The sequence below is a fragment of the Streptomyces aurantiacus genome, assembly GCF_027107535.1.
GTDB lineage: Bacteria > Actinomycetota > Actinomycetes > Streptomycetales > Streptomycetaceae > Streptomyces.
Window position 1 is genome coordinate 3,310,308 of the sequence record NZ_CP114283.1, and the last position, 20,572, is coordinate 3,330,879.

A 20,572-nucleotide genomic window follows, 5' to 3' on the forward strand; every position below is an offset into this window, starting at 1 on the left:
TGGCGGTGGGGATCTGCGGATTCGTTGTGGCTGGTCGCGCAGTTCCCCGTGCCCCTGAGGGGGCGCCGCCCCGGTCAGCGGTGCTTCAGCGGCGTGAGTTGCTCGATGTCGTACCGCGAACGCAGCTCCTCGATCGCCGCGTGGTCCGGTGGGCCGCCCGCGTCCAGGATCTTCAGCAGCTCCTCGAAATAGCGCTCGTGGTCGGGCGGCGGGGACGCCTGGAAGAACATCTTGGCCGGATTTCCCGTGGGATTGGCGAACGCGTGCGGGCAGCCGGGCGGCACGACGATCACCGTGCCCGGCGTCGCCCGCACCACCCGGTTGCCCGAACCGGACTCCCAGCGCTGCCAGGTGTCGGGGGTCCGCACCCGCGGCTCGAAGGCGAGCACGTCCAGCTCGCCCTCGAGGACGTAGAAGAGCTCCTCGCTGCGCGTGTGCACATGCGCGCCGACGTCGAAGCCGGGTGGCACGATCACCTCGAAGCTGGACGCCGCCCGGGAGTGCGTACCGGTCACCTTGAAGGTGACGTGCTGGGCCGGGGTACGGACCGTACGGCCGTGGCCCGGGGGTACCAGCAGGCCCTCGGGCGGCGTGAGCGCGGTCACCAGGTGACGGGCAGGGCCTCGGGCCCGCGGATCAGTGCGCCGCGCCGCCACGGCACCTCGTCCTCGGAGACGGACAGGCGCAGCGTCGGGATCCGGTCGAGGAGCGTGTTCACCATCAGCTCCGACTCCATGCGGGCCAGCATGCCGCCCACGCAGTAGTGCGGACCGTGCCCGAACGCCAGATGCGGGTTGGGGCTGCGCTCGAAGTCGATCCGGTCGGGGTCCGGGAAGACGTCCGGATCCCGGTTGGCGGCCAGATAGGACACGTAGATGGGATCGCCCTCCCGGATCCGCACACCCCTGAGCACCACGTCCTCCGTGGCGATCCGGGACAGGCCCACCGCGTTGCGGTGCGGGATGTAGCGCAGCAGTTCGTCCAGGGCCTGCGGGCGCAGCTCCGGTTCGGCGCGCAGCCGGTCGAACAGTGCGGGCCTGGTCAGGAGGATGTAGAGCATCTGCCCGGTGTTGTTGGTGACGGCCTCGCCGCCGATCTGGATCGGACCCGCGAGCGCCACCGCCTCCTCCTCGGTGATGTCGCCCCGGCCCACCGCCGCGCCGAGCAGCGAGGTCACGTCCTCGCCCGTGGCCCCGCGGCGCTCGGCGATCAGCTTGGCGAAGTACACCTCCATGTCCCGCTTGGCGCGCTCACTCGTCTCGGCGCCCTGCGAGGAGGAGAGGATCGCCTGCGTCCAGGTGTGCAGGGTGTGCCGGTCGTCGGCCGGGACACCCATCAGCTCGCAGATGACGGTGATCGGGAACGGGGACAGGACCCGGTCGATCAGATCGGCCGGCGGCCCGTCCCGGAGCATGCCGTCGACCATCGCGTCGAGGGTTTCCTGGGCGTTCGCCCGCAGGCGCTCGATGCCGCGGGTGGTGAACGCGGCGTTCACCGCTCTGCGCAGCCGGGCGTGGTCGGGCTTGTCGACGAAGCTCATCGCACCCGGTGCCGGAATGAAGTGCGGCGCCAGCCGGGTGACCTGACGGCCGAGGACCGCCGCGCGGCTGAACCGCGGGTCGTTCGTCACCAGCCGTACGTCCTCGTAGCGCGTGACCAGCCAGGCCCAGCCCTCGCCGTTGGGCAGCTGGATCCGGTTGACGGGGCCCTCCCGCATCAGCTCGGACAGGACGGGGTCGAAGTCGACCCCGGTCAGGTCCAGGGCCGGCCAGTGCCGTACCGGGGGTGCGGCCGTCGTCTCTTCGCTCAGGGTCATGTCACGCCGTTTCTTCGTCCGTGCGGTGCCAGCGGCCCAGCGCCATCTCGGCCGTGATCCCCGGCCCGAAGCCGGCGAGCAGTCCGCGCGCCTGGTGATGGGAGCCCCCCTCGTCGAACAGCCTGCGCAACGCGTCCAGGACGACGGCGCTGGCGATGTTCCCGTACTCGGTGAGCGTCGCCCGGCTGAACCGGAAGGCCTCCGGTGCCACTTGGAGGAACTTGCTGAGGTCGTCGAGGATCCGCGGACCCCCGGCGTGGATGATGTAGAAGTCCAGGTCGGAGGCGTCCCAGCCGTGCAGGTTCGCGAGGTCCTGAAGGGCGGGGGCGAGCGGTTCCATGGTGGCCGGCACCCGCTTGTCCAGCAGGAAGTGGAAGCCGGTGGCCCGCACGTCGTACATGATCCAGTCCTCGGTCTTGGGGATCAGGTACGAGCCGTTGCGCTCCAGGCGGATGCCCTCGCCGCCCTGTCCGCGGACCACGGCCGCGGCGATGCCGTCCCCGAACAGGCCGTTGCACAGCAACGAGCCGACTCCGAGGTCGGTCGGCTGGTAGCACAGCGAGCAGAACTCGCAGGCCACGATGAGCGCGTTGGCCTCGGGGTAGGCCGTGCAGAAGTCGTGCGCCCGGTTGATCGCGGCGCCCCCGGCGGCGCAGCCGAGCTGCGCTATGGGTATCTGGCGGGTGTCGCTGGTGAACTCCATCGAGTTGATCAGCCAGGCCGTCAGCGAGGGCATCATGAAGCCCGTGCACGAGACGTAGATGATCACGTCGATGTCGGCGGCCAGGACCTCCGCGTCGTCGAGCGCCCGTTGGACGACCGCCGGCACGCGGGCCTTCGCCTCGGCCTCGTACACCTTGTTGCGTTCGGCGAAGCCGGGGTGCTTGAGCGTTTCCTCGATGGGCTGCACGATGTGCCGGGTGCGTACACCGGTGTTCTCGATCAGCCGCAGTGCGAGCGGCAGTTGGGGGTGATCGGGGTGGCGGGAGCGCGCCAGCTCGAGCGTCTCCTCCATCGTGATCACGTATTCCGGAACGGAGACCGCGGGTCTGCACAAAGTCGCCATGTGCCTGCGCCTTCTCTCGCCCGCCGGGAACTCCCTCTCCTCGGCGGAAGGGTGGTTCCACCACGATCACCCGGGGGAGCCCGGATATCGCGTCGGACTACTCCAGACCGGGGACACGGGCCCGGGGACACGGGCCGGGGGTGGGACCCTGGTCGCAGGGCAGCCAGTCAGTCGGACCGAAGGGATGCGCGATGACGCGGACGGCCAGGGAACTGCTGGAGAGCACCACCGCCGAGCTCGCCCCGGACTCGCATGCCAACCGGCTGCTTCCGCTGATCGCCCGGGGTGCGGCCCGCCGCGACACGCTCGCGGCCCTCGCCCTGGAGCAGCGCCATGTGATCGCCGCCGACCTCCGGGCGTTCCGCCATCTGGCCGCACGGCCGGCCGGGGAGGGGCTGTCCGCCGGGCCCGAGTGCGCCGCCTTCTTCGGCATGCTCGCGGAGGGCGAGGAGCTGGCCCGGGACCGCCTCGGAGCGTTCGCTGCCGCCTGTGGCGTGGACCCGGCACGCGAGGCGGCGTACGAGCCGCTCGCCGACTGCCAGACCTATCCCGCGTACGTGGCCTGGCTCGCGCTGAACGGCTCCCCGGCCGAAGTGGTTCTCGCCCTCAGCGCCAACTTCGCTGCGTGGGGCGGCTATTGCGCGACGATCGCCGAGGCGCTGCGCCGCCACTACGGCTTCGACGACGAGGCGTGCGGCTTCTTCGACCTCTTCGCCGAGCCGTCCGCGGAGCTGGACCGCAGGGCGCTGGCGGCTGTGGCGGCGGGCCTGGAGACCGGCCGGCTGAACGAACACGAGGCGCACCGCCACGGGCGCCTGCTGCAGACCTACGAGACGAGGTTCTGGCACGCCCTGTGGGAACGGGACCAGCGGAGCGCCCCTTGAGCGGTGCGGAACCGTGTCCTGTGACGGTGCCCCTAGCCGGAGGCACCGCCACTGCTGTGCGCGATGCACGCCACATCGATCCGGTCGGCAAGCTTGGCGAGTTCGATGGTGAGCGCGGCGACGGTGTCCTCGTCGAGCCCGTCCTGTCCGGCTTCCACCAGATGCAGCCACCGGCCGCCCATCGTGCGCAGCAGCTTGCTCACATCGGCGGCAGCCACCTGCAGGGTCCCGCGGTCGTCGACGATCAGAGGCAGGGTCACTTCGCGGTTCACAGAGGGGATCGTAGCTCCGGAACGCTCACGCTCCGTGCCATACGGTGGTGATGTTGCAGAACTCTCGGATTCCGTGCCCCGACAGCTCACGCCCGTAGCCGGACCGCTTGACGCCGCCGAACGGGAACGCAGGGTGGGACGCCGTCATCCCGTTGACGTAGACCCCGCCGGCCTCCAGATCCCGTACGAACCGGTCGATCTCGGTGTCGTCGCGGGTCCAGACGTTGGAACTCAGCCCGAACGGCGTGTCGTTGGCGATGGCCACCGCCTCGTCGAGGTCGGCGGCGCGGTAGAGCGTGGCGACGGGCCCGAACGTCTCCTCCTGGTGGATGCGCATCTCAGGGGTGATGTCGGTGAGGACGGTGGGCGGGTAGTACCAGCCGTCCCCGTCGGGGACCTCGCCGCCGCACAGCACGGTCGCACCGCTCTCGATGGCGTCGTCGACCAGTTCCGTCAGGTCGTCGCGGCCCTGCTCGGTGGCGACCGGGCCGACGTCCGTGCCCTCGTCCAGCGGGTCGCCGACCGTGAGGGCGTTCATCCCCGCGGTGAAGCGCTCGGCGAAGGCGTCGAAGACGTCCGTGTGCACGATGAACCGCTTGGCGGCGATGCAGGACTGCCCGTTGTTCTGCACCCGGGCCGTCACCGCGGTCTTCGCCGCCTTGTCGATGTCGGCCGACGGCATGACCACGTACGGGTCGCTGCCGCCCAGCTCCAGGACGGTCTTCTTGACCTCGTCCCCGGCGACCGAGGCGACCGCGCGGCCCGCCGGTTCGCTGCCGGTCAGCGTGGCCGCCTTGACCCGTGGGTCGCGCAGAATGTCCTCGACCGCGCCGGAGCCGATGAGCAGCGTCTGGAAGCAGCCCTCCGGGTAGCCGGCCCGGCGGAACAGGTCCTCCAGGTAGAGGGCGGTCTGCGGGACGTTCGAGGCGTGCTTGAGCAGACCGACGTTGCCCGCCATCAGCGCGGGCGCGGCGAAGCGGATCACCTGCCAGAGCGGGAAGTTCCACGGCATGACGGCGAGGACCGGGCCGAGCGGGCGGTACCGCACGAGGACACGGGAGGCGCCGGAGTCCTCGGCGTCGGCCTTGCCGCCCTCCTCGTCGGCGAGGAGTTCCTCCGCGTGGTCGGCGTACCAGCGCATGGCCTTCGCGCACTTCGCCGCCTCGGCGCGGGCCTGCTTGACGGGCTTGCCCATCTCGGTGGTCATGATCCGGCCGATGTCCTGTGCGTCGCCTTCGAGGAGATCGGCGGCCCGGTGCAGCAGTCGGGCGCGCTCCGCGAACGAGGTCGTGCGGTGATGGCGGAACGCCGCCTCCGCGGTGGCGAGGCGCTGTTCGATCTCCTCCGCGTTCAGGGCGTCGTAGGTCTTGAGCGTTTCACCTGTTGCCGGGTTGACGGTTGCGATCGGCATGGACGGGCCTCCTGGTGCGGTTCGTAGGGTGCGGGTTCGTCGTGGCTGAGCGCGCGGTTCCCTCCCCGCGCCCCCTCGGGGCGCGTGCCCCTCCCGTCAGCCCATATGCCGTTCCAGGCGGTCCAGGAACTCCGTCTGGGCCTTGATCAGTACGGCTCGGGCGCGGTCCATGGCCAGCCACTCCACCCGGTCCAGCTCGGGGAACTCCTGGCTCCGGCCCGAGTGGGGTGGCCACTCCATCGTGAAGGTGCCGGGGACCACGCTCGCCGGGTCGAGGTTCGCCTCGACGGCCCAGACCGTGACGATCTTGCGGTTCGTCTGGGTGACCTCTCCCAGGAACAGGGCCTCGCCGTCGGGCGGCGGGAGCCCCAGTTCCTCCTCGAACTCGCGGCGGGCCGCGTCCCACGCCGCCTCGTCCGGCTCGTACTCGCCCTTCGGCACGGTCCACGCCCCGGCGTCGCGCCGGGCGAAGAACGGGCCGCCCATGTGGCCGAGCAGCACCTCGACACCGAGGCCGGTGCGGCGGAAGAGGAGCAGGCCCGCGCTGCGTTTCCCGTCGGCGGTCACGGGGCGACCTCCGGGTGGGCGGCGAGCAGCGTCTCGACGGTGTCGGCCTCGGCCGGGGTCTTGTCCTCGCGATAGCGCACGACACGGGCGAAGCGCAGGGTGACGCCCGCCGGGTAGCGCGTGGAGCGCTGCAGGCCGTCGTACGCGATCTCCACGACCAGTTCGGGACGGACGGTCACGACATGGCCGCTGTCCTCGACGGCGAGTTCCTGGAGCCGCTCGGTCTGCCAGGCCAGCATCACGTCCGTCATGCCCTTGAAGGTCTTGCCCAGCATGGCGAACGAGCCGTCCGGCCTGCGCGCCCCCAGATGCAGGTTGGAGAGTTTGCCGGTGCGTCGCCCGCTGCCCCACTCGGCGGCCAGCACGACCAGGTCGAGCGTGTGCACCGGTTTGACCTTCAGCCAGGAGGCGCCGCGCCGGCCCGCGCTGTAGGGCGCGTCGAGGGACTTGAGGACGACGCCCTCGTGGCCGCGCGCGAGTGTGTCGGTGAGGAACCGTTCGGCGGCGGCCCGTGCCGTCTCGTCCGCGGGGTCCGGCAGGAGGGCGCGCCGCACGCGCATCGGCTCGGGGACCAGGCGGGCCAGTTCCGCGTGACGGTCGGCGAACGGCAGGTCGAGCAGGTCGTGGCCGTCCACGGACAGGGCGTCGAAGAAGACGGGGGACACGGGCACGGCCTCGGCGGCGGTGGCGACGTCCACGCGGGAGCCGACGCGGCCGGCGGTCTCCTGGAAGGACCGGGGCCGCCCGCTGTCGTCGAAGGCGATGACCTCACCGTCCAGGATGAAGCGCTCGCCCTTCAAGTCCCTCGCCGCGCTCGTGAGTTCGGGCAGTCGGTCGGTGATGTCGTCCAGGGTGCGGGTGTAGACGCGTACGTCGTCGCCGTCGCGGTGGACCTGGACGCGAATGCCGTCGAGCTTCTCCTCGACCACGCAGGCGCCGAGCTTGTCGACCGCCTCGGCGACGGACGGGGCGCTGTGCGCCAGCATCGGCAGGACGGGCCGGCCGACGGTGAGCCGGAACGCGGCGAGGGACTCGGGTCCGTCGGCGAGCAGCCGCGCGGCCACGCTCTGGAGCGAACCCGCCAGCATCACCGCCCTGCGCACATCGGCCGAGGGCGCGCCGGTCGCCAGGGCCAGGCCCTCGACCGCCACGGCGTCGAGGGCGCCCTGCCGCACCTCACCGCCGATCAGCGCGAGGAGGAACCGCTGCTCGGGGCCGGTGGCCTCGCCCATCAACTCCCCGACCAGCCGCGCCCGCCGCGCCTGTGATCCGGCGCCGGAGACCTCGCCGAGCCGCGTGAGACGTGCGTCCACCTCCCGCACGGTCAACATGGGCCGCTCGGCGGGCGGGACGGGCGCGCTGAGCGTCTTCCAGCCGACTCCGAGTCTCCCCTGGGGCAGACGGCCCGCCAGGTACGGGATGACGACGGGCACGTCGTCGGCCTCCGCGTCCCGGAAGAGCTCCGCGAGCAGAGCGACCTTCCGGGACCGCGCCGAGGTGGCGGCGACCTCCTGGGACACATGGGCGAGCCGGGTCAGCAGCATGCAGCAATGGTGCAACGGAGGCGGCCGGTCTACACCCCGACGGCCGCGTCGAGGTCCGCGAAGAGCAGCTCTCCGTTGATCGTGGCCCCCGCCCGGTAGCCGCCGCTCGCGGCGTTCACGACCTGCTCGCCGAAACCGGTCGCGTTGCCGGCCGCCCAGACGCCGGGCACGCTGGTCGAACCCGTCGCGTCGACCACGGCGTACGTGCCGAAAGGTGTCTCCTGCAGTTCGGCGCCCAGCCGTTCCAGCAGGCCGGTGCGGGGGACGGGCCGGGGGGCGACGAACAGCACCGCACGCTCGTGCGTCGTGCCGTCCGCGAGCCGGACCGCGGTGAGCCGGTCGTCGGTCACTTCCAGGCCCGCGACCTCACCGGGCACCACGGCGACACCGGCCGCGGCGAGCCTGCGCAGATCCTCGTCCGGAAGTTCGCCCTCGTCGACCGTGTGCAGGAACAGGGTCACGTCCTTGGACCACTGGGAGACCATCAGGGCCTGGTGCACGGCCATCGGGGTCGAGGCGAGGACGCCGAACGCCTGGTCGCGCACCTCCCAGCCGTGGCAGTAGGGGCAGTGCAGCACGTCCCGGCCGAAGCGCTCGGCGACCCCGGGCACCTTCGGCAGTTCGTCGGCGAGCCCGGTGGCGACGAACAGCCGGCGCCCGTGCACCGCGCGCCCTCCTTCGAGTGTCACGTCGAACTCCCCGTCCGCGCCCCGCGCCACGTCCACCGCCCGGCCCTGGACGAGCTCGACGCCGTACCGCGCGATCTCCTCGCGGCCCACGGCGAGGAACTCGGCCGGCGACATGCCGTCCCGGGACAGGTAGCCCTGCATGTGGGCGGCGGGCGCGTTGCGTGGTTCGCCCGCGTCGATCACGAGCACGCTCCGGCGTGCGCGCCCCAGGACGAGCGCCGCGGACAGTCCGGCCGCACCGCCGCCGACGACGACCACTTCGTATGTATCGGTCATGGTGACCACCTCCACTGAGAAGGTCGCCGACAACGTCCGTATTGACAAACTTCTTTGCTGAAACTGCAATGTTGTCATGAGGGAGCACGAGGAACACGCAGGGCACCAGGGGCGCGGGGCGGCCGACGAGGGCTCCGCGGACACGGACGGGGCCGCCGGCGCGACCGGCACGGCCGACGTTCTCGCGGAGGTCGGCCCCCGGCTGCGTCGCGTCCGCAAGGAGCGCGGAGCCACACTCGCGGGGCTGTCCGCCGCCACCGGCATCTCCGTGAGCACCCTCTCCCGCCTGGAGTCCGGCCTGCGCAAACCCAGCCTGGAGCTGCTGCTGCCCATCGCCCGGGCCCACCAGGTGCCTCTCGACGAGCTCGTCGGAGCGCCACAGGTGGGCGACCCGCGCGTCCGCGCGGCGAAGCCGATCGTCATGCACGGCCGCACGCACTGGCCGCTCACCCGCCAGCCGGGCGGCCTCCAGGCCTACAAGGTGCTCGAACCGAAACGGAAGGAGGAGCCGGAGCCCCGCGTCCACGAGGGCTACGAGTGGCTGTACGTGCTCTCCGGGCGGCTGCGCCTCGTGCTCGGCGACCACGACGTCGTGCTCGGCGCGGGGGAGGCCGCCGAGTTCGACACGCGCGTGCCCCACTGGTTCGGTTCCACGGGGGAGGGGCCGGTGGAGTTCCTGAGCCTCTTCGGGCGGCAGGGAGAGCGGATGCATGTACGGGCGCGCCCGAAGCGCGGCGGCCGTGCGGACTGACACCGACCGCCGCCCGACTGTTCCCTGATCGGCAAGCGACCGCTTAGTATGCGTTTGAGCCCGACCAGATGAAGCAGTCCCGTGGAGGCCCCGCATGCAGGCATGGCAAGTGCACGAGAACGGCGAGCCCGGCGAGGTGATGCGGCTCGAGGAGGTCGAGCGGCCCACTCCGGGTGACGGCCAGGTCCTCCTCGCTGTGCGTGCGGCGAACATCAACTTCCCGGACGCCCTGATGTGCCGCGGGCAGTACCAGGTCAGGCCGCCGATGCCGTTCACGCCGGGGGTGGAGATCTGCGGCGAGACCGAGGACGGCCGGCGGGTCATCGCCAACCCCGCGCTGCCGTACGGCGGCTTCGCCGAGTACGCCGTCGCGGACGCCGCGGCTCTGCTGCCCGCCCCCGAGGCGCTGGACGACGCCGAGGCCGCGGCCCTGCACATCGGCTACCAGACGGGCTGGTTCGGCCTGCACCGGCGGGCCCGTCTGGAGGCCGGCGAGACGTTGCTCGTCCACGCTGCCGCGGGAGGGGTCGGCAGCGCGGCCGTGCAGCTCGGCAGGGCCGCGGGCGCGAAGGTCATCGGCGTTGTGGGCGGCGCCGACAAGGCCGCCGTCGCGCGCGAGCTGGGCTGCGACGTCGTCGTGGACCGGCGCTCCGAGGACGTCGTCGCCGCGGTCAAGGAGGCCACCGGCGGCCGGGGCGTCGACGTCGTCTACGACCCGGTCGGCGGCGGGGCCTACACACAGTCCACCAAGGTCGTCGCCTTCGAGGGCCGCATCGTCGTCGTGGGCTTCGCCAGCGGCAGCATCCCGAGCCCGGCGCTCAACCACGCCCTGGTGAAGAACTACTCGATCCTGGGCCTGCACTGGGGCCTCTACAACACCAAGGACCCGAAGCTGGTCCTGCACTGCCACGAGCAGCTGACCGAGCTGGCCACCCGGGGTGCGATCAAGCCGCTGGTCAGTGAGCGTGTGCCGCTGACCGGCGCGGCCGACGCCGTGCAGCGGGTCGCCGACGGCGTCACCACGGGCCGGGTCGCCGTGGTGCCCTCACTCGAGAGCGGAGCAGCCGCATGACCGACGCCGTGAGCGGGGGCGGGACGAACGACGCCGCCGAACTGCGCCGCCGCACCCAGGAGTTGCTGGCCGCGCACCCGGTCGGCAGTACCGGCCGCCCGGACTTCCTCAAGGCCCGGTACGACGCCGGTCTCGCGTGGGTGCACTACCCGCAGGGACTCGGCGGCCTCGGCGCGCCCCGCTCCCTCCAGGCCGTCGTGGACGCCGAACTCGAGGCCGCGGGCGCTCCCGACAACGATCCCCGGCGCATCGGCATCGGCCTCGGCATGGCCGCGCCGACGATCCTCGGCTTCGGAACCGAGGAGCAGAAGAGCCGCTTCCTCAGGCCCCTGTGGGTGGGCGAGGAGGTCTGGTGCCAGCTGTTCAGTGAGCCGGGCGCCGGGTCCGACCTGGCGGCGCTGGGCACACGCGCCGTGCGGGACGGCGACTCGTGGGTGGTCAACGGCCAGAAGGTGTGGACGTCCAGCGCCCACCTCGCCCGCTGGGCCATCCTCATCGCCCGCACCGACCCGGACCTGCCCAAGCACCGCGGCATCACGTACTTCATCTGCGACATGACGGACCCGGGTGTCGAGGTGCGGCCGCTGCGCCAGATCACCGGCGAGGCCGAGTTCAACGAGGTCTTCCTCACCGACGTCCGCATCCCCGACGCACACCGGCTCGGTGAGGTCGGCGACGGCTGGCGGGTCGCGCAGACCACGCTGATGAACGAACGGGTCTCCATCGGCGGCATGCGCATCCCGCGCGAGGGCGGCATGATCGGCCCGGTCTCGAAGACCTGGCGTGAGCGTCCCGAGCTGCGCACCCACGATCTCCACCAGCGGCTGCTCAAGCTGTGGGTCGAGGCGGAGGTGGCCCGGCTCACCGGGGAGCGCCTGCGGCAGCAGCTGGTCGCGGGACAGCCGGGCTACGAGGGCTCGGGCATGAAGCTCTCGTTCGCCCGCCTGAACCAGGAGATCAGCGGCCTGGAGGTCGAACTCCTCGGTGAGGAGGGCCTGTTGTACGAGGACTGGACGATGCGTCGCCCCGAGCTCGTCGACTTCACCGGCCGTGACGCCGGATACCGCTACCTCCGCTCCAAGGGCAACAGCATCGAGGGCGGGACCAGCGAGGTCCTGCTGAACATCGTCGCCGAACGCGTGCTGGGCCTGCCCTCCGAGCCGCGCACCGACAAGGACGTCGCCTGGAAGGACCTGGCCCGATGACAACGCGGACAACGCAGCGCGCACAGCCCGACCTGCTGTACTCGGAGGAGGAAGAGGCGCTGCGTGCGGCCGTCCGCGATCTCCTCACCGACCACTGTGACGCGCCGGGTGTGATCGCCCGCATGGAGTCGGACCGACCTCACGACCCCGAACTGTGGAAGGCCCTCGGCGAGAGCATGGGCCTCGCCGGTCTCCTCGTCCCGGAGTCGCTGGGCGGCCAGGGCGCCACGCATCGCGAAGTCGCCGTCGTCCTGGAGGAGCTGGGCCGGGCGGTCGCTCCCGCCCCGTATCTGACCAGTGCCGTCGTGGCGACCGAGGCGCTGCTGGCCTGCCCCGCCGACGAGGCCGCCGGGCTGCTCTCCGCGCTGGCCTCCGGCCGCACGCTCGGCGCACTCGCGGTGGCGCTGTCCGTCGGACCGGGGGCGCCCTACAGGTCCGTACGGCTCGAAGGCGGCGCTCTGCACGGGGAGTTGAGCGGGATCGCCGACGCGGCGACCGCGGACGTGCTGCTCGTCCCGGCGCAGGACGCCGGCCTGTACGCCGTGGACCCGGGCGCCGGGGGAGTGACGGTCACCCCTCAGGTCTCCCTCGATCTGACCCGGCCGGTCGCCACGGTCACCTTCGACGCGGCCGCCGCACGCCGGCTCACCCCGGACGCCGAAGCCGCCGTACGGCGTGCCCTGCGTGCCGGAGCCGGGCTCCTCGCCTCCGAGCAACTCGGCCTCGCCGAGTGGTCGTTGACCGAGACGGTCCGCTACCTGAAGGAGCGCAAGCAGTTCAACCGCCCCGTCGGTGGCTTCCAGGCGCTCAAGCACCGGCTCGCGCACCTGTGGCTGGAGACCGTCAGCACCCGCGCCGCGGCCCGCAACGCGGCCGACGCGCTGGCCACCGACAGCGCGGACGCGGACGTGGCGGTCGCCGTCGCCCAGTCGTACGCGGCGCCGGTAGCCGTCCACGTCGCGGAGGAGGCGCTCCAGTTGCACGCCGGTATCGGTATGACCTGGGAACACCCGGCGCACCTGTACCTGAAGCGGGCCAAGGCCGACTCGATCGCGTACGGCACGGCGGGCAGTCATCGGGAGGCGCTGGCCGTCCTGGTGGACCTCCAGGCCCCCTGACCCACCGCACGCACGGCACGAGGGCCCGCTCCGACCCCCCGGACAGGAGCGGGCCTTCGCTCTGCCCACCTCGTACATCATGCATAATTGCGAACTGTTCGCAATAACAGTTGATCTGCATTAGGGGTGGGGCGGCATGAGGGCCCGATCGATACGAGGCATGGGCGCCCTGGCGACGGCGACCGCTCTGACAGCCGTCGCCTCCGCCTGTTCGGCGCCCGGCGAGGGCGACAGCGCAGCCACGGCCACCTCGGCCGTCGTCGGCATCGCGTACGAACCGGAGACCCTGAGCCCGCTCCTCGGCTTCGGCAAGGACGGCAACTCCAAGATCTTCGACGGGCTGCTCACACACGACGCCGACCTGGAGCTGAAGCCGGCGCTCGCGGTCGCCCTGCCGAAGGTGACCGACGGCGGACGCACGTACACCTACGAGCTGCGCCGGGGCGTGAAGTTCAGCGACGGCCACCCGTTCACAGCCGAGGACGTCGTCTTCACGTACGAGACGATCCTCGACGAGAAGACCAACAACGCCTCCAAGGGTGAACTCGACGCGGTCAGGAGCGTCGAGGCCAAGGGCGACGACACCGTCGTCTTCCGGCTCAAGTACCCCTACGCGCCCTTCGCGGAGCGCACGGTGCTGCCCATCGCGCCCGAGCACATAGCCGGCGGCCAGGACGCCAACACGGGCTCCTTCGGGACGAAGCCGGTCGGCACCGGGCCCTACAAGCTCGCCCAGTGGTCCAAGGGCGAGCAGCTCGTCCTGGAGGCCAACTCCGGCTACTGGGGCGGCGCTCCGAAGATCAAACGTTTCACCATGGCGATCATCAGGGACGACGACGTCCGCGCCACCCGGCTGCGCTCCGGCGACCTCGACGGCGCGATCCTGCCGCCGAACCTCGCCAAGGCCTTCAAGGGCTCGGGGCAGAAGACGTACGCGGCCGAGAGCTTCGACCACCGCACCGTCACCCTGCCGACGGGCAACAGGGTCACCGGGAACACCGCCGTGCGCCGGGCCCTCGACATCGCCGTCGACCGCAAGGCCATGGTCGACGGCATCCTGGAAGGCGCCGGCAAGAAGGCCTACGGACCTGTCCCGACGGACAGCGAATGGTTCACCGAGGGCACCGAGCGGGCGTACGACCCGAAGAAGGCGCGGAAGATCCTCGACGCGGCCGGGTGGAAGCCCGGCAAGGACGGGATCCGCGTGAAGGACGGCGTCCGCGCGAGCTTCCCGCTCTGGTACGTCTCCGGCGACAAGCTCCGCCAGGACCATGCCCTCGCCTACGCCTCGGACGCCAAGAAGATCGGCGTCGAGGCCAAGGTGCAGGCGGGCACCTGGGAGGTCATCGAGCCGCGCATGCCCAAGGACGCCGTCCTCGCGGGCGGCGGCTCACCGGCCGACCCGGACTTCGACCAGTACCCGCTCCTGAGGTCGGACCTCGCGGGCGACGGCTTCAACAACATGGGCTGGTACGACAACGCCACCGTCGACCGCGCCCTGGAAGCAGGCCGCGAGAGCGGCGACCCGGCCGAGCGCAAGGCCGCCTACGACACCGTGCAGCGGGAGCTGGTGAAGAACCCCGGCTACACCTTCCTGACCCACATCGACCACCTGTACGTCGTCGACGACCGCTTCGGCGAACTGTCCACGCAGGTCGAGCCGCACGACCACGGTCTCGCGGCGGGCCCGTGGTGGAACGTAGAGGACTGGCGTCCGTGAGCCGTCCGCCCTGGGGGCCCATGGCGCGGCTCGCGGGACGGCGGGCCCTGTTCGCCGTCCCCGTCCTCGGCATCGTCACGTTCGGGGTCTTCGCGATCGCCGCGGCCTCCCCGTTCGACCCCGTCAAGGCGTACGCGGGCACCGCCGGCCTCAGCGCCTCGCAGGAGACCCTCGACCAGCTGCGTGCCAACCTCGGCGCGGACGAGCCGCTCGTCACCCGGTGGTGGAACTGGCTGGCGGCCGCCGTGCGGGGCGACCTCGGTGACTCCAGCGCCCTGCGGCAGCCGGTCGCCGACGTGATCGGCGAACGCGTCGGCTGGTCCGTGCTGCTGGCCGCCACCGCCTTCCTGGTGGCCGTGCTGCTGGGCGGCCTGCTCGGTGTCCTCGCCGCGCGCCGGCCGGGCGGCTGGACGGACAGGGCCGTCTCCTCGCTCGCGTACACCCTGGAGGCCGCGCCCCCGTTCTGGCTCGGGCTGCTCGTCATATGGCTGTTCGCGCTGAAACTGGGGCTGCTGCCCGCGGGCGGCCTGACCGACACGGGCAGCACGGTGGTCACCGTCGGACAGGTCGCACGCCATCTCGTGCTGCCCGCGGCGGTCCTGGCGCTCTCCCAGCTGCCGTGGTTCGTCCTGTACGTCCGTCAGGGCGTCGGCGACGCGCTCCAGGAGGACCCCGTCCGCGGGGCACGCGCGCGTGGACTCGCCGAGCGGACGGTCCTGCTGGGGCACGCCCTGCGCTCCGGGATGCTGCCGGTACTCACCCTCATCGGCTCACGCGTGCCCGAACTCATCACCGGCGCGCTGCTCGTGGAGACCGTCTTCAGCTGGCCCGGCATCGCGGCGGCGACGGTCGAGGCCGCCACCGCCGTCGACTTCCCCCTGCTGGCCGCGCTCACCGTGCTCGCCACGATCGCCGTACTGGTGGGCAACCTGCTCGCGGACCTCCTGTACGGGCTCGCCGACCCGAGGGTGGGCTTCGATGGCTGACACGACCGAAACGACCGACGTCACCGGACCTGCCGAGGACGCCGAGCCGGGCGGGGCATGGCGCACGCGCGCGGTCGTGCGGCGCTCGGCGCGCGCCTGGCGGGTGCGCGGCTCCGCGGCCGTCGTGGCCGTGCTGGTCCTGGCCGTCCTCCTCGTACCGCCCGTCGTCCAGCTCGACCAGCAGGCCGTGGACCTGGCGGCCAAGCTTCAACCACCCTCCTGGGACCACCCGTTCGGGACCGACGACGTGGGTCGGGACCTGCTGCTGCGCTGCGTCTACGGGCTGCGGGTCTCACTGCTCGTCGGCGTGGTGGCCGCTGTCGTCGCCACCGTCGTCGGCACGGCCGTCGGCGCCGTCGCGGGAGCGCTCGGCGGGTGGACCGACCGGCTGCTGATGCGCCTGGTGGACGCGTTCGCGTCCGTGCCGCACCTGCTCCTCGGCATCTTCATCGTCGCCATGTTCCGGCCCGGAGTGTGGCCGGTCGTCGTGTCGGTGGCCCTCACCCACTGGCTGTCGACGGCCCGGATCGTCCGCGCGGAGGTCCTCTCCCTGCGGTCCCGCCCGTACGTCGACGCCGCGATCTCGGGCGGCGCCTCCCGCTACCGGGTCGCCGTACGGCACCTGCTGCCCGGAGTGCTGCCCCAGGCCGGGCTCGCCGCCGTGCTGATGGTGCCGCACGCCGTCTGGCACGAATCCGCCCTCTCCTTCCTCGGGCTCGGCCTGCCCACGCACCAGGCCAGCCTCGGCACGCTGGTGCAGAGCGCGCGCGGATCGCTGCTCGCGGGCGACTGGTGGCCCACCCTCTTCCCCGGACTGTGCGCCGTGACCGCCACCCTGGCGATCGCGGGACTCGCGGGCGCCTGGCGCGAACGGCTCAACCCGCGCCGCCGATCGGAGCTGATGCTGTGACACCGCCGACCGATGGCGTGAACGTCCTGTCGGTGCGGGGACTCTCCGTACGCTTCCGGATGCGCGACGGAACCCACGTACGGGCCGTCACGGACGTCTCCTTCGACCTCGCGGCGGGGGAGTGCCTGGCCCTCGTGGGCGAGAGCGGCTGCGGCAAGTCGGTGCTCGCCTCGGCGCTGCTCGGCCTGCTGCCGGGCAACGCCTCGGTGGCGGGATCGGCCGTGCTCGGCGACGACGGACTCGATGTCCTGGCCGCGGACGAACGGGTGCTGGCCCGCGAGATACGGGGCCGGCGCGCGGGACTCGTACCGCAGAGCCCCGCCGCCCACCTCACCCCGGTACGCACCGTCCGGTCCCAACTCCGCGAAACGGTGCGGGAACTGACAGGGATCGCCACACCGGAGAGCGTGGCGGCCGCCGCAGGGCGCGCCGCGTTCCCCGAGGACCATCTCGACCGCTACCCGCACGAACTGTCCGGCGGGCTCGCCCAACGGGCCGCCACCGCCCTCGCCCTCGTCGGAGGCGCGCCCCTGCTGCTCGCCGACGAACCGACGACCGGTCTCGACCGTGACCTCGTCGAGCGGACCGTCGACGAACTGCGCCGCCACACCGGGGACCACCGGGCCCTGCTGCTGATCACCCACGACCTGGCGGCGGCCGGGCGCATCGCCGACCGCGTCGCCGTGATGTACGCCGGACGCCTGGTGGAGATCACCGACGCGTCAGCCTTCTTCGGTTCGCCGGGCCCACGGCATCCCTACGCGCGCGGGCTGCTGAACGCCCTGCCCGAGCGGGACTTCACACCGATCCCGGGCATGCCGCCGGAACTCGGCGCGCTGCCGCAGGGCTGCGCCTTCGCCGCCCGCTGCGAACGGGCCGGCGACGCCTGCCGGGTCGTCCCGGCCCTGGAGTCGGGCGTGGCCTGCCATCACGTGGAGGTGGCGCGTGCTTGAACTGCGGTCCGTCACGGCCGGATACGACCGGCGCGCCCCTGTCGTCCGTGACGTCACCCTGACCGTGGGCGCGGGAGAGGCCGTGGGACTCCAGGGACCCAGCGGCTGCGGCAAGTCCACGCTGGCGCGGGTCGCCGCCCTGCTGCACCGGCCCGACACCGGCCAGGTCGTCCTGGACGGTGAGACGGCACGCGGCTGGCGCCATCGCGCGCCCCGGTCGCAGCGCACCGCCTTCGGAGTCGTCTTCCAGCAGCCGCGGCTGTCGGCCGACCCCCGGCTGCCCCTCGCGGACCTCATCGCCGAACCGCTGCGGTCCAACGGCCGACCGGTCGACGCCGTACCCGAACTGGCCGAAACCGTCGGGCTCGGAGCGGACCTGCTGGGCCGCCGGCCGCACGAGGTGAGCGACGGCCAGCTGCAGCGGGCCTGCCTCGCCCGGGCGCTCGCGCTGCGGCCGCGCTGGCTCGTCTGCGACGAGATGACCGCGATGCTCGACGCCTCGACCACGGCCGCGCTGGTCGGCGTCGTGGAGGCCTACCGGCGGGAGAGCGGGGCGGGGCTGCTGGCCGTCGGGCACGACCGGGTGCTGCTGGAGCGGTGGTGCGACCGGACGGTGGGCTGGGCCGAGCTGACCGCGGGGTGAACCCCCGCCGGAAGTGGTCCGGCGAAGTGAACACGCAGCGGCGGTCCGGCCAACTCCCCGCACGGCCCTGCTCCTTGGGCACGTCGGCGCCCCATACTCTCCCCAGTCCCGTCTTCGCCCGGCCGGGGCGCGTCCGTGGCCCCGTACGGCACTCCCAGGGAGGCAGACATGGTTTTCACCACCCGACGCAGAGCCCTCACCACCCTCGCCGCCGGTCTGGCGGGCGGCATCGCTGTGCCCGCCCACGCGCAGGCGACGGAGAGCAGGCACCGCCCGCGCCCGCTGTGGCGTGCCCACGCGCACAACGACTACCTCCACCCCCGGCCCCTCCTCGACGCGCTCGGCCACCGCTTCGGCAGCGTCGAGGCCGACATCTTCCTCGTCGACGGCCAACTCCTCGTCGCCCACGACCCGGTGGAGCTCGACCCGGCCCGCACCCTGGAGTCCCTCTACCTGAACCCCCTCGCCGCCCGGGTGAAGGCGAACCGCGGCTCGGTGTACCGGGGCCACCGCAGGCCGCTCCAACTGCTCATCGACATCAAGACCGAGGGCTCGTCCACCTACCTCGAACTCGACCGCCGACTGCGCCGCTACCGGCACCTGTTCACCACGTACGCCCACGGCCGGGTCCTGCCCGGCCCGGTGACGGCCGTGATCTCCGGGGACCGCGCCGCCCGGGCGCCCATGGAGGCCCAGACCGTGCGGCGCGCCTTCTACGACGGCCGGCTCCTCGACCTGCTGGCTCCCGTGCCGGCCCCGGCCTCCTTCATCCCGCTGATCAGCGACAACTGGACGCTCAACTTCACCTGGCGGGGCGTCGGCGCCTTCCCCGAGGCCGAACGGCAGAAGCTGCGCGCGATCGTCTCGACGGCGCACTCCCGTGGCCAGAAGGTCCGCTTCTGGGCCACACCGGACCTGGCGGGTCCCGCCCGAGACGCGCTGTGGGGTGAACTCCTGGCCGCGGACGTCGACCACCTCAACACCGATGACCTCGCGGGCCTCCAGGCCTTCCTGGACGCCCGCCCGCGGGCGTAGCCCAGCGCTTCCACACGCAGTCAACACACGTTCGGCGGACACGTCAGCCGCCCGGACGAACCTCCCGCTACGCCACACTTGCGGCCGAAAGCCGCGGTGTGGACGTGGCGGAGGAGGTTGACGGTGGCCATTTCCATCTCAGTGGTACTGCTGCTCGTGATCCTGGCGGTGGTCTTCCTGCGCAACGGCGCGCTGAAGCTCTCGCACGCCGTGGTCTGCGTCCTGCTCGGCTTCTACCTTGCGAGCACCAGCATGGCGCCGACCATCCACAACGGGCTCACGGCGACCGCCGACATCGTCAGCAGCCTCAGGCCCTGAGCCGCCGGTGAGCCGAGCGGCCGCCCCGTACGCCGGTGCGACGCACGGTTGTGGCATACGGGGCCGCCGGGCGGCGCCGGGGTGTCTCAGGACCGCGAGAACACGCCGATCCCGTTCGGTACCGGGCGTTCGGCCCCGCCGCTGGGATGGTTCCGCACGGTCGCGGCCGTCGACCCCGGCTCCCGGGCGGCCAGCGTGGTGGAGCCGCCCCCGTCCAGGCTGAACGCGTCCACGGAACCCAGCTGCCGCATGGTGTCGGCGACTTCAGCGATGGTCAGCCCGCTGCGGAACTCGGGTGCCCCGTCCAGCGCCAGGAGCAGCAGCCGGGTGCCGCCGTCCGAGACGCCCGCCGCGGTCCGGACCGCCGACGTGACGTCGTCGAGCCCCGCGAGCGGCCTGCCGCCCCGCAGGACCGGATAGCCGCCGACCGCGAAGTGGTACGGGATCTTCGACGCGGCGGCCACCAGCCGGTGCCGCACCACGACCCGCTCGCCCGCGGACAGCTTCCGCAGTTGTTGGGCGCCCGCCTCCCGGCCGACCAGGACCGTGGTGTCGGACGCGATGGTTCCGCTGCCGGGGACCCCGGCCGACGACACGACCCGGCCGTCCCGGACCGTCACCTCGTGGGTGTCCGTGCTGCAGGGCGCGGCGCGATCGGTGTCCGTCCCGCAGGTGGCCCGCACGCGGGAGGCCCGGCCCCAGTCCGAGGTGAACGCGCCGACGGACCCGACGGGCAGGGCGTACTGGTTGAGGCCGCCGAGCGGCAGCCGTGTCCCGCCGGTCACGACCGAGCCGTCGAGGGCCAGAGCGTCGAGGCGGGCCCTGCGGTCCGTACCCACGCCGAGTACGTCCTCGGTGCTCGTGCCGGGCGGCAGGGCGGGGCCGAAGCGCTGCCCGTCCGGGACCGCCGCCTTGGTCGTGCGCCCGCTCGCGACGGCCGGGCCGACGGACGCCCCGGTCGCCTCGACGCCCGGGTGCTGGGTCTCGGTGATGTTGAAGAAGTCGCCGTTGACGCCCGCGACGGCGCCCTGCGCGTCGGCCAGCCGCGAGATCGGGGCGCGGGCCGCGACCGCGCCGGGGTGGAGCAGATCGACGCTCACCCGGGGGTTGCCGAGATCGATGCTGAGTACATGTGCGTGCGCCACACCCCTGGCGGCCGGGATGTCGAACTCCGCGTAGCGCACGCCCGGCGCGAGCCGGCCGAAGGCCGGTGCGCCGCTGGCCGGCGCCGCCCCGGCGAGAGTGGCACCGGCCAGCGCGCTCCATGCCGCGAAGACCGTCAGTGCGGTTCTGAGTCGTCCGGTGCGTCGTGTCACGCTGCCCCTGCTCTCTCCGC

21 protein-coding genes are annotated in these 20,572 nt (G+C 72.4%); 12 read left to right on the forward strand and 9 right to left on the reverse strand.

Going from position 1 to position 20,572, the window contains the following annotated elements:
* Positions 1–74: 74 nt before the first annotated feature.
* The 3 genes from O1Q96_RS16480 to O1Q96_RS16490 are packed head-to-tail and all read right to left on the reverse strand — an operon-like array spanning position 75 to position 2,882.
* Positions 75–605, reverse strand: a complete 531-nt coding sequence (locus O1Q96_RS16480) for a cupin domain-containing protein (RefSeq protein ID WP_269248887.1) — start codon at positions 603–605, stop codon at positions 75–77.
* Entirely contained in the window at positions 602–1,816 is a 1,215-nt protein-coding gene (locus O1Q96_RS16485) for a cytochrome P450 (RefSeq protein WP_269248888.1), read from the reverse strand. Before O1Q96_RS16485 ends, O1Q96_RS16480 begins: the two co-directional genes overlap by 4 nt.
* 1 nt (position 1,817) lies before the next feature.
* Positions 1,818–2,882 carry a type III polyketide synthase gene (locus tag O1Q96_RS16490; RefSeq protein WP_269248889.1) on the reverse strand — a complete coding sequence of 355 codons (1,065 nt, stop codon included), beginning with the start codon at positions 2,880–2,882 and terminating at the stop codon, positions 1,818–1,820.
* A gap of 191 nt (positions 2,883–3,073) precedes the next feature.
* Between O1Q96_RS16490 and O1Q96_RS16495 the strand changes: the two genes are divergently transcribed.
* Positions 3,074–3,766 (forward strand): transcriptional regulator, encoded by a 693-nt coding sequence (locus O1Q96_RS16495; protein ID WP_269248890.1) that lies wholly within the window; start codon positions 3,074–3,076, stop codon positions 3,764–3,766.
* Between the two features lie 32 nt (positions 3,767–3,798).
* Here O1Q96_RS16495 and O1Q96_RS16500 read toward each other — a convergent pair whose 3' ends face one another.
* From O1Q96_RS16500 to O1Q96_RS16520, 5 genes are all read right to left on the reverse strand, one after another.
* Entirely contained in the window at positions 3,799–4,038 is a 240-nt protein-coding gene (locus O1Q96_RS16500) for a DUF6213 family protein (RefSeq protein WP_217459554.1), read from the reverse strand.
* Between the two features lie 25 nt (positions 4,039–4,063).
* On the reverse strand, positions 4,064–5,449 hold the full coding sequence (locus tag O1Q96_RS16505; protein WP_269248891.1) for an NADP-dependent succinic semialdehyde dehydrogenase: 1,386 nt from the start codon (positions 5,447–5,449) through the stop codon (positions 4,064–4,066).
* Positions 5,450–5,545: 96 nt separating this feature from the next.
* Positions 5,546–6,016, reverse strand: a complete 471-nt coding sequence (locus O1Q96_RS16510) for an NUDIX hydrolase (RefSeq protein WP_269248892.1) — start codon at positions 6,014–6,016, stop codon at positions 5,546–5,548.
* Positions 6,013–7,560: an ATP-dependent DNA ligase gene (locus O1Q96_RS16515; protein WP_269248893.1), complete on the reverse strand. Its 1,548-nt coding sequence runs from the start codon at positions 7,558–7,560 to the stop codon at positions 6,013–6,015. The genes O1Q96_RS16510 and O1Q96_RS16515 overlap by 4 nt, the downstream gene beginning before the upstream one ends.
* A gap of 29 nt (positions 7,561–7,589) precedes the next feature.
* Positions 7,590–8,525, reverse strand: a complete 936-nt coding sequence (locus tag O1Q96_RS16520) for an NAD(P)/FAD-dependent oxidoreductase (protein ID WP_269248894.1) — start codon at positions 8,523–8,525, stop codon at positions 7,590–7,592.
* 76 nt (positions 8,526–8,601) lie between these two features.
* Here O1Q96_RS16520 and O1Q96_RS16525 point away from each other — a divergent pair, with 76 nt between their 5' ends.
* The 11 genes from O1Q96_RS16525 to O1Q96_RS16575 all read left to right on the forward strand — a co-directional run bounded on the left by O1Q96_RS16525 (position 8,602) and on the right by O1Q96_RS16575 (position 19,236).
* A complete protein-coding gene (locus tag O1Q96_RS16525; protein ID WP_269248895.1) occupies positions 8,602–9,276 on the forward strand; it encodes a helix-turn-helix domain-containing protein in 675 nt (224 codons plus the stop codon).
* A gap of 94 nt (positions 9,277–9,370) precedes the next feature.
* Positions 9,371–10,348 carry an NADPH:quinone oxidoreductase family protein gene (locus O1Q96_RS16530; RefSeq protein ID WP_269248896.1) on the forward strand — a complete coding sequence of 326 codons (978 nt, stop codon included), beginning with the start codon at positions 9,371–9,373 and terminating at the stop codon, positions 10,346–10,348.
* Positions 10,345–11,553 (forward strand): acyl-CoA dehydrogenase family protein, encoded by a 1,209-nt coding sequence (locus O1Q96_RS16535; RefSeq protein WP_269248897.1) that lies wholly within the window; start codon positions 10,345–10,347, stop codon positions 11,551–11,553. Before O1Q96_RS16530 ends, O1Q96_RS16535 begins: the two co-directional genes overlap by 4 nt.
* A complete protein-coding gene (locus O1Q96_RS16540) occupies positions 11,550–12,671 on the forward strand; it encodes an acyl-CoA dehydrogenase family protein (RefSeq protein WP_269248898.1) in 1,122 nt (373 codons plus the stop codon). Before O1Q96_RS16535 ends, O1Q96_RS16540 begins: the two co-directional genes overlap by 4 nt.
* Before the next feature lie 136 nt (positions 12,672–12,807).
* Positions 12,808–14,391, forward strand: coding sequence for an ABC transporter substrate-binding protein (locus tag O1Q96_RS16545; RefSeq protein WP_269248899.1), 1,584 nt, complete (start codon positions 12,808–12,810; stop codon positions 14,389–14,391).
* A 20-nt stretch (positions 14,392–14,411) separates the two neighbouring features.
* On the forward strand, positions 14,412–15,377 hold the full coding sequence (locus O1Q96_RS16550) for an ABC transporter permease (protein WP_269253616.1): 966 nt from the start codon (positions 14,412–14,414) through the stop codon (positions 15,375–15,377).
* Positions 15,370–16,287: an ABC transporter permease gene (locus O1Q96_RS16555; protein WP_269248900.1), complete on the forward strand. Its 918-nt coding sequence runs from the start codon at positions 15,370–15,372 to the stop codon at positions 16,285–16,287. The genes O1Q96_RS16550 and O1Q96_RS16555 overlap by 8 nt, the downstream gene beginning before the upstream one ends.
* 17 nt (positions 16,288–16,304) lie before the next feature.
* Positions 16,305–17,240, forward strand: a complete 936-nt coding sequence (locus tag O1Q96_RS16560) for an ABC transporter ATP-binding protein (RefSeq protein ID WP_269253617.1) — start codon at positions 16,305–16,307, stop codon at positions 17,238–17,240.
* The gene (locus tag O1Q96_RS16565) at positions 17,233–17,883 is read left to right on the forward strand and encodes an ABC transporter ATP-binding protein (protein WP_269248901.1); all 651 of its coding nucleotides are present in this window, start codon (positions 17,233–17,235) and stop codon (positions 17,881–17,883) included. The genes O1Q96_RS16560 and O1Q96_RS16565 overlap by 8 nt, the downstream gene beginning before the upstream one ends.
* Positions 17,884–18,051: 168 nt before the next feature.
* A complete protein-coding gene (locus tag O1Q96_RS16570; RefSeq protein ID WP_269248902.1) occupies positions 18,052–18,918 on the forward strand; it encodes a phosphatidylinositol-specific phospholipase C/glycerophosphodiester phosphodiesterase family protein in 867 nt (288 codons plus the stop codon).
* A 123-nt stretch (positions 18,919–19,041) separates the two neighbouring features.
* On the forward strand, positions 19,042–19,236 hold the full coding sequence (locus O1Q96_RS16575) for a hypothetical protein (RefSeq protein ID WP_151475394.1): 195 nt from the start codon (positions 19,042–19,044) through the stop codon (positions 19,234–19,236).
* An 86-nt stretch (positions 19,237–19,322) separates the two neighbouring features.
* Here O1Q96_RS16575 and O1Q96_RS16580 read toward each other — a convergent pair whose 3' ends face one another.
* Positions 19,323–20,552 carry a phosphodiester glycosidase family protein gene (locus tag O1Q96_RS16580; protein WP_269248903.1) on the reverse strand — a complete coding sequence of 410 codons (1,230 nt, stop codon included), beginning with the start codon at positions 20,550–20,552 and terminating at the stop codon, positions 19,323–19,325.
* Positions 20,553–20,572 lie beyond the last annotated feature (20 nt).

Excerpts from the sequence above, each read along its gene's own strand:
- O1Q96_RS16555 (WP_269248900.1), top strand. The coding sequence starts at position 15,370 with ATGGCTGACACGACCGAAACGACCGACGTCACCGGACCTGCCGAGGAC.
- O1Q96_RS16570 (WP_269248902.1), top strand. The coding sequence starts at position 18,052 with ATGGTTTTCACCACCCGACGCAGAGCCCTCACCACCCTCGCCGCCGGT.
- O1Q96_RS16550 (WP_269253616.1), top strand. The coding sequence starts at position 14,412 with ATGGCGCGGCTCGCGGGACGGCGGGCCCTGTTCGCCGTCCCCGTCCTC.
- O1Q96_RS16525 (WP_269248895.1), top strand. The coding sequence starts at position 8,602 with ATGAGGGAGCACGAGGAACACGCAGGGCACCAGGGGCGCGGGGCGGCC.
- O1Q96_RS16520 (WP_269248894.1), bottom strand. The coding sequence starts at position 8,525 with ATGACCGATACATACGAAGTGGTCGTCGTCGGCGGCGGTGCGGCCGGA.
- O1Q96_RS16495 (WP_269248890.1), top strand. The coding sequence starts at position 3,074 with ATGACGCGGACGGCCAGGGAACTGCTGGAGAGCACCACCGCCGAGCTC.
- O1Q96_RS16530 (WP_269248896.1), top strand. The coding sequence starts at position 9,371 with ATGCAGGCATGGCAAGTGCACGAGAACGGCGAGCCCGGCGAGGTGATG.
- O1Q96_RS16485 (WP_269248888.1), bottom strand. The coding sequence starts at position 1,816 with ATGACCCTGAGCGAAGAGACGACGGCCGCACCCCCGGTACGGCACTGG.
- O1Q96_RS16515 (WP_269248893.1), bottom strand. The coding sequence starts at position 7,560 with ATGCTGCTGACCCGGCTCGCCCATGTGTCCCAGGAGGTCGCCGCCACC.
- O1Q96_RS16545 (WP_269248899.1), top strand. The coding sequence starts at position 12,808 with ATGAGGGCCCGATCGATACGAGGCATGGGCGCCCTGGCGACGGCGACC.
- O1Q96_RS16540 (WP_269248898.1), top strand. The coding sequence starts at position 11,550 with ATGACAACGCGGACAACGCAGCGCGCACAGCCCGACCTGCTGTACTCG.
- O1Q96_RS16505 (WP_269248891.1), bottom strand. The coding sequence starts at position 5,449 with ATGCCGATCGCAACCGTCAACCCGGCAACAGGTGAAACGCTCAAGACC.
- O1Q96_RS16490 (WP_269248889.1), bottom strand. The coding sequence starts at position 2,882 with ATGGCGACTTTGTGCAGACCCGCGGTCTCCGTTCCGGAATACGTGATC.
- O1Q96_RS16535 (WP_269248897.1), top strand. The coding sequence starts at position 10,345 with ATGACCGACGCCGTGAGCGGGGGCGGGACGAACGACGCCGCCGAACTG.